Here is a 9,011-nt window from a genome sequence, read left to right as displayed (position 1 = left end):
CCTGGCAACGCATCCGCGCCGCCTTCCCCTGACCACCGCAAACCCGCCCCGACGACCCGAAAGACCCACCGGCCATAGGAAAGCCCGCCCACCCCGGCGACACGGGACGACCAAACACACCCCAAGCCCAAAATCGCTATCGCTCAGCGATCTTCATGGCTCAGCACCCCCGAACCCCACCCGCACGAAAAATCGAGGCTAACCTTGCAGGTCTCAGTTTGGTCACAGACGCGTGCAGGTTCGGGTTCGGCCGCACCACCACGAGACACCGAAGGTTGCCATGGAATTCCGCGTTTTCGTCGAGCCGCAGCAGGGCGCCCGTTACTCCGACCAGCTCGCCGTCGCCCGCGCCGCCGAACAACTCGGCTTCGCGGCCTTCTTCCGCTCCGACCACTACGTGGCGATGAGCGGCGACGGTCTGCCCGGACCGACCGATTCCTGGGTGACGCTGGGCGCCCTCGCACGCGAGACGTCGAGCATCCGGCTGGGCACCCTGGTGAGCTCCGCGACGTTCCGTTACCCGGGACCGCTGGCAGTCGCGGTGGCCCAGGTCGACGAGATGAGCGGCGGGCGCGTCGAACTGGGCCTGGGCAGCGGCTGGTTCGGGAAGGAACACCAGGCCTACGGCATCCCGTTCCCGCCGCTGCGGGAGCGCTTCGACCGGCTCGCCGAACAGCTGGCCATCGTCACCGGGTTGTGGACCGCCGAACCGGGCACGACGTTCGACTACTCCGGCGAGTACTACCGGATCGCCGGTTCACCGGCTCTGCCCAAGCCGGTCCAGCGTCCGCACCCGCCGATCGTGATCGGCGGCCTGGGCGCCAAACGCACCCCGCGACTGGCCGCGCGGTACGCGGCCGAGTTCAACGTGCCGTTCCAGCCGCTGAACGCCGCCCGAGCGCAGTACGGGCGGGTGGCCGAGGCAGTCGCCGCGGCGGGCCGGCCGGCCGACTCGATCGTCTACTCGGCCGCGTTCGTGGTCGGCGCCGGACGCGACGACGCCGAGGCCGCCCGGCGCGCCGCCGCGATCGGCCGCGACGTCGACGAGCTGCGCTCCGAGAGCCCGCTGGCCGGCACGCCCGGCGAGATCGTCGAGAAGCTGGGGGCGTGGCACGACATCGGCGTGCGGCGCGTCTACGCCCAGCTGCTCGACCTCTCCGACCTGGAGCACCTGGAGTTGTTGGCGGGCGCGGTCATCCCCCAGTTGCGCTGACCCGGCGCCCGCGGTGGTCGGGGGCCCCGCCGTCGCGACCGAGCGCAACAGCCCGGCGCGTTGGCCCCCGCCGCGGATCGGGTAACCGACCGCGGTCGCGCGATATATCAACTGGCTTGATATTCAATCAGGTTGCTTGATATAAAGGGGTCATGTCGCAACCAACTCGAGAAATGTTCGAATCCGCCTACCGGGGCGAGGCCCCGGAAATGGGTGAGGGCAACCGGCCGCCGTGGAGCATCGGCGAGCCGCAGCCCGAGATCGCGGCGCTCATCGCCGCCGGAAAGTTCCACGGCGACGTGCTCGACGCCGGCTGCGGTGAGGCGGCGGTGTCGCTGTACCTGGCCGAGCGCGGGTTCACCACGGTGGGCCTGGACCAGTCCCCCACCGCCATCGCCCTGGCCCGCGAGGAGGCCGCCCGACGCGGCCTGAGCAACGCCACGTTCGAGGTCGCCGACATCAGTGCCTTCACCGGCTATGACGGCCGGTTCGGCACGATCGTCGACTCCACGCTGTTCCACTCGTTGCCGGTCGGGCTGCGCGCGGGCTACCAGCGCTCGATTGTGCGCGCCGCGGCGCCGGGCGCGTCCTACTTCGTGCTGGCCTTCGACCGCGCGGGGATGCCGGCCGACGGCCCGGTCAACCCGGTCACCGAAGCCGAACTGCGCGAGGCGGTTTCCCCGTACTGGGTGGTCGACGAGATCCGGCCGGCACGCATCCACGCCAACCTGCCCGAGAACGTGATGAAGAACCGCGAGTCGTTCGTCGTTGTCGACACCCGCGACGAGGGCAACGGCCGCAAATCGATGCGGGCGTGGCTGCTGTCCGCGCACCTCGGGTAGCCGGCCCGCCCGATTGCCCGCCCCGAAAGCGGGTACCTGCCCGGAAGTAATTCCGTTACGGGGAAAGTAATGGCGGTGGAGCATGGTGGAACGTCGGGTGCGTATCGGAGTGGTGTTCCCCCAGACCGAGCTCGGCGGCGAGCCCGCGGCCGTGCGCGCCTACGGCCGGCGCGTCGAAGAGCTCGGGTTCACCCACATCCTGGCCTACGACCACGTGGTGGGTGCCGACCCGCGGGTGCACCGCGACTGGCAGGGCCCCTACGACATCGACTCGACGTTTCACGAGCCGTTCGTCATGTTCGGATACCTGGCCGCGGTGACATCGCTGGAGCTCGTGACCGGCATCATCATCCTGCCGCAGCGGCAGTCGGTGCTGGTGGCCAAGCAGGCCGCCGAAGTCGACCTGCTCACCGAGGGGCGCGTCCGGCTGGGAGTGGGTCTGGGCTGGAACGCCGTCGAGTACGAGGCCCTCGGCGAGAATTTCCGCGACCGCGGCAGGCGCGCGGAGGAACAGGTCGAGCTCATGCGCAGGCTGTGGACCGAACGCTCGGTCACGTTCTCGGGGAGGTAGCACACCGTGACCGCGGCGGGGCTGGCCCCGCCGCCCACCCAACGACCGATCCCGGTGTCGGCGCGGCCTCCGACCGCGCCTACGAACGCGCCGGACGCGTCGCTGACGGCTGGTTCCCGATGCCGGAACCCGGCCCCGAGCTCGACCGCGCACGCGAGCAGGTCAACGCCGCGGCGGCGGCCGCGGGCCGCGACGTCGGCACCCTCGGCATGGAGGGGCGGATCAGCTGGACCGGCGACCCGGACAAGGTCGCCACCGCCCTCAAGGCATGGAAGGCCGCCGGCGCGACCCACGTCTCGGTGAACACCATGAACGCCGGCCTGGCCGCCGTCGACGAGCACCTCGCGGTCCTCGAACGCGTCGCCGCCGACCTGCAGTAGCGCCGGCGCACCCCGCGCACCGGTATGCTTAATTCAACTAAGTAATTGACCAGCCGCGGAGAGGCGTTCGTCGTATGAGCCGCACGGAGAATGACACCTGGGATCTCGCGTCCAGCGTCGGCGCCACCGCCACGGCGGTCGCCGCGTCGCGCGCGACCGCGTCCCAGGGCCCGGACGCACTGTTGAACGACCCGTGGGCGGACCCGCTGGTCCGCGCGGTCGGCATCGACACGTTCATCAAGCTCCTCGACGGCGAGCTGCAGCGCGCCGACGATCCCCTGCTCAACCGCCGGGCCATGAACGAACAGATCACCGTGCGCACCCGGTTCTTCGACGACTTCTTCATTCAGGCGGGCGGCTCCGGCATAAGGCAGGCGGTGATCCTGGCGTCCGGGCTCGACACCCGGGCTTACCGGCTGCCGTGGCAGGCGGGCACCGTGGTCTACGAGATCGACCAGCCCGCGGTGATCGAATTCAAGACGCAGACGCTGGCCGGGTTGGGCGCCGAGCCCGCCGCGCAGCGGCGCACCGTGGCGATCGACCTGCGCGACGACTGGCCGGCGGCGCTGCAAGCGGCCGGCTTCGACGCCGGGCAGCCCACGGCGTGGAGCGCCGAAGGCCTGCTGGTGTATCTGCCGCCCGAGGCGCAGGACCGCCTGTTCGACAACATCGCGGCGCTCTCGGCGGCGGGCAGCCTGATCGCCACCGAACACCTGGACCTGCGGCGCATCCCGTCGGACTGGGCACAGAAGCTCACCGAGCGGTCGCGGCGCCTGGGCTCCAACATCGACCTGGCCGAGTTGTTCTACACCGGCGACCGCAACACCGCCGCCGAGTACCTGGGCGGCCACGGCTGGCAGGTCGACATCCGAACGACCGAGCAGGCCTACGCCGAGAACGGCTTCGCGCTGCCGGACGACGACCTGGCGTCGTTCGGCGACGCGTCCGGCTACCTGACCGCGACCCTGGCCTGACACTCTCGACCGGCACCGGGCGGATCGGGCTACTTCCAGGCGAACACCGGTTGTTCCAGTTCGTCAACCGGGTCGTGGCGCCCTTCCAGGCCCAGCCACCGCAGTTGCAGCAGCACCGCACCCGTCGGCGCGTGGATGAGGTCATTGCCCAACGGGATCTGTACGACCGGGCGGGGACTTTCCGGGATGGAGACGAACCGCGGCGAGTCGTCGCGTAGCAGTTGGTGCAGCCCCACCCGGTAGACCGCGACCACCTCCTCGGGCGCCGGTCGCGGATCGAGCCGGCCGCCACCCCAGATCACCACCGGGGTGATCACATAGCCCGACCGCGTCGGGTAGTCGTCGAGCAGCCCCAGCACGGCCGACTCGGGCAGCGCGATGCCGACCTCCTCGTGCAGCTCCCGCAGCGCGGCGTCGACCGGCGTTTCACCACGGTCGAGGCGGCCGCCTGGCAGGGCCCACTGTGCCGAATGTGACGACAGCCGAATAGCCCTGCGGCACAGCAGGAACGCGGCACCACCCGAGACGTCGACCATGCGGCCGTCGAGGTTGGCCTCCGGCATGGGCCGCCCGCCGATCCACTCGTCCACCGGTGCCGGATCCACCCGGTCCTCGCCGGCCTCGGAGTCGACGAGTACCACCGCGACGGCCGCGCGCCGCTTGCTCGGGTCGGCCACGGTGCGGCGCTCGTGATGAGCCACGTGCGCACGGATCCGTTCCCGCAGTGCGTCGTCGTAGCCGATGGTCACCGCTCGACCCTATCGTTCTCAGCCCTTGCCCCGGCCGAAATAGAGCTCCTGGGTGGCAATGCAGACCAGTTGGCCGGCGCGGTTGTACATGGTCGACGTCGCAAGCCCGCGCCCCGCGACCCCGCTGGGCGAAACCTGATCGGAGAGCACCCAATCGGACACGTCGACCGGGCGGTGAAACCACAGCGCGTGGTCGATCAGCGCGTTGAAGATGGTCGGCGGCGTGGCACGCCGCATCGCGAGCGCGGTCTCGAGCATCGTCGTCCCGGAGAGATAGGTCAGCAGGCAGCAGTGCAGCATCTCGTCGTCCGGCACGGGTTCGGTTGGCCGCCACCACATGCGGATACGCGGCGAGGGTGTGGGCGCCTCGATGGAGAGCCGCGGCGGTGCATCGACGTAGCGAAGCTCGAACGGCGCTTTCCTGACCCAGTGCCCGCCCAGCTCGTCGGCATAGGCGGCCAGCTGCTCCTGCACCGGCGACAGCGTGTCCGGGTCGGGCACCTCGGGCATCGGCTGCTGGTAGTCGAGCGATTCGACCGGCACGCTGAACGACGCGAGCGCCTCCAGCAGGATCTGGCCATCCTGACGCGCGGTGACCTGCCGGGTCGAGAGCGTGCCGCCGTCGCGTGCCACGTCGACGTGCAGGTCGACCGGCAGCCGGGCGTCCCCGGCGCGCACGTAGTAGACGTGGACGCTGTGCGGCGTGCGGCCGGGCGCGGTCAGCCCGGCCGCCATCAGCGCCTGCCCGGCGATATGTCCGCCGACGATGTGGTGCGCCGGGTTGTCCAGCTGGGCGGCGACGAAATGCCGGTCGTCTTTGCGGTCGACCCGCAACGTGGCGATGACCTCGGCCAGGGACGGCGAACGGTAGGTCACCCTGGCATCATGCCGCAGGCCGCCGGACCGCCGGCATGGTGACCGGCGTGAACACATATCCGTCATGTGTCCACACGCCGGCCCGAGACGCCAGACGCGTGCCGGGCGCCCTGCTGGGCACCCGCAACGACGCCATCGCCGCGCAATCGTGCCGGCGACCGGCTACGAGTTGTGGACCGATCCCGAAACCTACTGCCCTGGAAACATTCTGGGCGCCGACGGCTTCGGCCTTGCCCGTGACTACCGCTGAAACGTCCCGGTTCCGGTGAAGGCTCGGGCTAGACGGCATGGGCAGGCTGGCGCGCCAGCTGGTACCGCACCCCGAGGGCCGCCAACCCGCTCGTCACCCCGAGGATGAACGCCAGTGGTTGACGACGACCACCGCGTCGGATTGCACGTGAGCACCGTGCCACGGCCGGGTATCGGCGCGGTGATCAGTCGACCAACTCGTCGCGACGCGTCCGGGTTGACCGCCGCCGCGGGGCAGCTCCTGAGTGTGAACGTCCGGACACGACATGCCGACGAGGCGTCGTGGGATACACGGTCGGAGCCGTGGTTTGGCCTAATAGCCCAAACCGTCGTCGGCCAGGTAGGTGACCGAGTACCACCGCCCGGCCGGCGAGGTGCCGGCGTCGTATTCCTCGGTCACGTTCACTCCCTCCAGACGCACATCCGTCAGACTCGGATTTTGCGCGCGGATATGGTCTTCGAGCGCGGCACGCAGCGCCTCGCCGCTGAGGGTGGTGTCCGCAAGCGCCCGTCCCTCGTGCCTCGCCCAACTCACGGACTACATCTTGCCCCGCCTTCGCGTTGCCCCGCCGGGGGCCGCGACGAACTGGGGTTCGGAGGTTCGCGCACGGCTCGTGCCGGGATTGGTCCGCCGGAGCCGGGCCGGGCCGCGGCGGCATCGGGAACAAACCGCCGAACCGGAACGGACCGCGTTGCCGCGGTCACCGCACGCTAGTGTGCTGTGGTCGGCCTCCGCGAACAGACCGGTAGAAAAGTTGGGCACTCCATGACCGCAACAACAGAAGACTCGCTGCTCGAATCACGGGTCGGCCATTACTACGAAATGGACGGCACCTATTTGGTGGGCCGCGAAAAGGTCCGTGAATATGCCCGTGCAGTGCAGGACTATCACCCGGCACATTGGGACGTTGCCGCCGCTGCGGGCCTGGGGTACGCAGACCTGGTGACGCCGATGACGTTCACCTCGGTGCCGGGAATGAACTGCAACCGCCGCATGTTCGAATCGGTCGTCGTCGGTTATGACACCTACATGCAGACCGAAGAAGTCTTCGAGCAGCACCGCCCGATCGTGGCCGGCGACGAACTGCGTGTCGACGTCGAATTGTCTTCGGTGCGCAGGTTCGCCGGCAGACACCTGATCACCGTGACCAACACCTTCACCGACATCGCCGGCGAGCGGGTACACACCCTGCACACCACCGTCGTCGGCGTCACCGCCGAGGACGTCGACCCGGCGATCAAGACGGCCGTCCCGAATATCATGATGCATGACGTCGACCTCCTCGCTGTCGGCAAATCCGATGCCGACTACCGCAAGACCGTCCGTCCCGAGAGGGAGGTTCGGATCGCCGACGAAGGCACGGCCCGCACGCCGGGGACGGGGTCGTTCGACGACCTGAAGGTCGGCGATGAGCTACCGGTGCGTCATGCCCGGCTGTCCCGCGGTGACCTGGTGAACTATTCCGGCGTGGCCGGAGACGCCAACCCGATTCACTGGGACGAGGGCATCGCCAAACTGGCCGGACTGCCCGATGTGATCGCCCACGGCATGCTCACCATGGGGTTGGGTGCCGGCTTCGCCTCCGCATGGTCGGGAGACCCCGGCGCGGTCACCCGCTACGCGGTGCGGTTGTCCCAGCCGGCGATCGTGTCGGCCGCAGAAGGCGCGGACATCGAATTCAGTGGCCGCATCAAGTCTCTGGATCCCGATACCCGCTCCGGTGTTGTCGTGGTCGCCGCGAAGTCCGACGGCCGGAAGATCTTCGGCCTGGCGACATTGAACGTGCGATTCCGCTGACCTGGCGGCCTTGGCTGCGGCCGCGCCGGATTTCGAAGTCGGCCAGTTCGGCCGCGGCGCAACACTTCTGAAATTCAGCCTACGCAGTCGGCTCTGCCGCTTTCGTGTTCGGCCAGTTGCGCCCGCATCGTGGATGGGCGCCCTTGGCGCAGTCGGCACGCACTGTAACGACAGCACCCCGGGAGTGGACGGCCGACGAGCCTTTTCGTGCGGCACTTGGTCAGGAACTCGGCACGCTTGGCGTAGCGTTGAGCCGTTTCCAACGTCACCTCACCACGTTCCGTCAGGAACCGCATCTGAACCCGCATCGCCGAGCTTGACCACCGTCTTCGGATCTACTGGCAAGAACGGTTCCTCCTCGCCACCAAGCTTCTCGCCGACGGTCTTGACCTTCGCCAGGATCTGCGATGGCGCCAGATCCCGCGCGTCGGCGTCGTAGTAGTCGAACCACGGCAGCCCGGCGCTGACGTAGGCGTCGCGGTCGACCGGAGTCGGGGGCGGCACCTCTCCGGTAATGGCCGTCCACTGCGCGGCCGAGCACAAGTTAACGAACACCCGCTGGGCACCACCCTCGTCGTAATCAGCGAGCGGGCGGCCATCGGTGTACACCTCCTGGCGCATCCGCCCGCCGGCACCGAGCCCCATGTCCGCAGAACCGATCGCATCCGGGCACGCCATCGGTGCCATGTCGAAAGCCACCATCCGGTGCGCGGCGCGCCACGCCTCGAGCGCCTCTTCGGTCAGACCCACGGCCCGAAGTTGCACCCCACCGTGGGCCTCCTGCCCAGTCACCTGTCCCTCGACCGTGGCTCCCGACCCGAGCGGGATGGCAACGAACTGGCGGATGAAACCATCGCCGGCGTTGATCCCGTCCAGCCACGGCTGATCCGGCAGCACAACATAGTTCTGCGGATCCTTGACCAGGTGCTCGAACCACCCCAGCCCACTCACCGCGCACACCTTGCCGACCCCGATTTGCAGCGCCGCGGGCTCAGCAGCATCGAAGGACAGCCACATCGCCTCGCGTTGGTAGATCGGCAGCATCACCCCACCGCGGGCCAGCCACCCGGCTGGGGCGGTGTCGGGATAGTCCTGCACCCGCCGCAACGGAAACCGCCCCAAGCCGGGCGGCAGGTAATGCAAACCCGCTTCGGGAATCCGCAGCGTGCGCTGAAACCCGACCGTCACCGGACCCATCACCAACTGGTCGCTAACGATCTTCACCGGTGTCTTGTCCGCCATGATTCCTCCCATCGGTTGTCTCTATGTTGCGAGTATCTCTAGCAGTAGCCGCCGACAAAGATGCATCGGCTCGTTGTGTCGGCGGTGGCAGATAGCGTCAGCCGCGTGGAAAACACA

At 68.9% G+C, this 9,011-nt stretch carries 8 protein-coding genes and 1 pseudogene; 5 read left to right on the top strand and 4 right to left on the bottom strand.

Annotated features, from left to right (window positions below; genetic code table 11):
* Nucleotides 1–280: 280 nt before the first annotated feature.
* The 4 genes and pseudogenes from ACOJVU_RS11905 to ACOJVU_RS11890 all read left to right on the top strand — a co-directional run bounded on the left by ACOJVU_RS11905 (nucleotide 281) and on the right by ACOJVU_RS11890 (nucleotide 3,980).
* Entirely contained in the window at nucleotides 281–1,213 is a 933-nt protein-coding gene (locus tag ACOJVU_RS11905; RefSeq protein WP_421529961.1) for an LLM class F420-dependent oxidoreductase, read from the top strand.
* Nucleotides 1,214–1,365: 152 nt separating this feature from the next.
* Complete coding sequence (locus ACOJVU_RS11900; RefSeq protein ID WP_421529960.1) at nucleotides 1,366–2,055, top strand: class I SAM-dependent methyltransferase; 690 nt, start codon at nucleotides 1,366–1,368, stop codon at nucleotides 2,053–2,055.
* Nucleotides 2,056–2,152: 97 nt separating this feature from the next.
* Nucleotides 2,153–3,006: pseudogene (locus tag ACOJVU_RS11895) on the top strand (LLM class F420-dependent oxidoreductase).
* A 74-nt stretch (nucleotides 3,007–3,080) separates the two neighbouring features.
* Complete coding sequence (locus ACOJVU_RS11890) at nucleotides 3,081–3,980, top strand: class I SAM-dependent methyltransferase (RefSeq protein ID WP_421529959.1); 900 nt, start codon at nucleotides 3,081–3,083, stop codon at nucleotides 3,978–3,980.
* 29 nt (nucleotides 3,981–4,009) lie between these two features.
* On the opposite strand, the gene ACOJVU_RS11885 is transcribed toward ACOJVU_RS11890, so the two are convergent.
* From ACOJVU_RS11885 to ACOJVU_RS11875, 3 genes are all read right to left on the bottom strand, one after another.
* Nucleotides 4,010–4,729: a CoA pyrophosphatase gene (locus tag ACOJVU_RS11885; RefSeq protein ID WP_343709278.1), complete on the bottom strand. Its 720-nt coding sequence runs from the start codon at nucleotides 4,727–4,729 to the stop codon at nucleotides 4,010–4,012.
* An 18-nt stretch (nucleotides 4,730–4,747) separates the two neighbouring features.
* The gene (locus ACOJVU_RS11880) at nucleotides 4,748–5,605 is read right to left on the bottom strand and encodes an acyl-CoA thioesterase (protein WP_343709279.1); all 858 of its coding nucleotides are present in this window, start codon (nucleotides 5,603–5,605) and stop codon (nucleotides 4,748–4,750) included.
* 562 nt (nucleotides 5,606–6,167) lie between these two features.
* Nucleotides 6,168–6,389: a hypothetical protein gene (locus ACOJVU_RS11875; protein WP_421529958.1), complete on the bottom strand. Its 222-nt coding sequence runs from the start codon at nucleotides 6,387–6,389 to the stop codon at nucleotides 6,168–6,170.
* Nucleotides 6,390–6,620: 231 nt separating this feature from the next.
* Between ACOJVU_RS11875 and ACOJVU_RS11870 the strand changes: the two genes are divergently transcribed.
* Nucleotides 6,621–7,652: a fused (3R)-hydroxyacyl-ACP dehydratase subunits HadA/HadB gene (locus ACOJVU_RS11870; RefSeq protein ID WP_421529957.1), complete on the top strand. Its 1,032-nt coding sequence runs from the start codon at nucleotides 6,621–6,623 to the stop codon at nucleotides 7,650–7,652.
* A 270-nt stretch (nucleotides 7,653–7,922) separates the two neighbouring features.
* On the opposite strand, the gene ACOJVU_RS11865 is transcribed toward ACOJVU_RS11870, so the two are convergent.
* Nucleotides 7,923–8,894, bottom strand: coding sequence for a hypothetical protein (locus ACOJVU_RS11865; protein WP_421529956.1), 972 nt, complete (start codon nucleotides 8,892–8,894; stop codon nucleotides 7,923–7,925).
* Nucleotides 8,895–9,011 lie beyond the last annotated feature (117 nt).

Origin of the sequence: Mycobacterium sp. THU-M104, from assembly GCF_049197365.1 — a bacterium.
GTDB lineage: Bacteria > Actinomycetota > Actinomycetes > Mycobacteriales > Mycobacteriaceae > Mycobacterium.
This window is presented reverse-complemented; position numbering and strand designations above follow the sequence as displayed.

What these genes read in the sequence shown, in the direction of transcription:
- ACOJVU_RS11905 (WP_421529961.1), top strand. Translation starts at nt 281, where the DNA reads ATGGAATTCCGCGTTTTCGTCGAGCCGCAGCAGGGCGCCCGTTACTCC.
- ACOJVU_RS11900 (WP_421529960.1), top strand. Translation starts at nt 1,366, where the DNA reads ATGTCGCAACCAACTCGAGAAATGTTCGAATCCGCCTACCGGGGCGAG.
- ACOJVU_RS11890 (WP_421529959.1), top strand. Translation starts at nt 3,081, where the DNA reads ATGAGCCGCACGGAGAATGACACCTGGGATCTCGCGTCCAGCGTCGGC.
- ACOJVU_RS11870 (WP_421529957.1), top strand. Translation starts at nt 6,621, where the DNA reads ATGACCGCAACAACAGAAGACTCGCTGCTCGAATCACGGGTCGGCCAT.
- ACOJVU_RS11865 (WP_421529956.1), bottom strand. Translation starts at nt 8,894, where the DNA reads ATGGCGGACAAGACACCGGTGAAGATCGTTAGCGACCAGTTGGTGATG.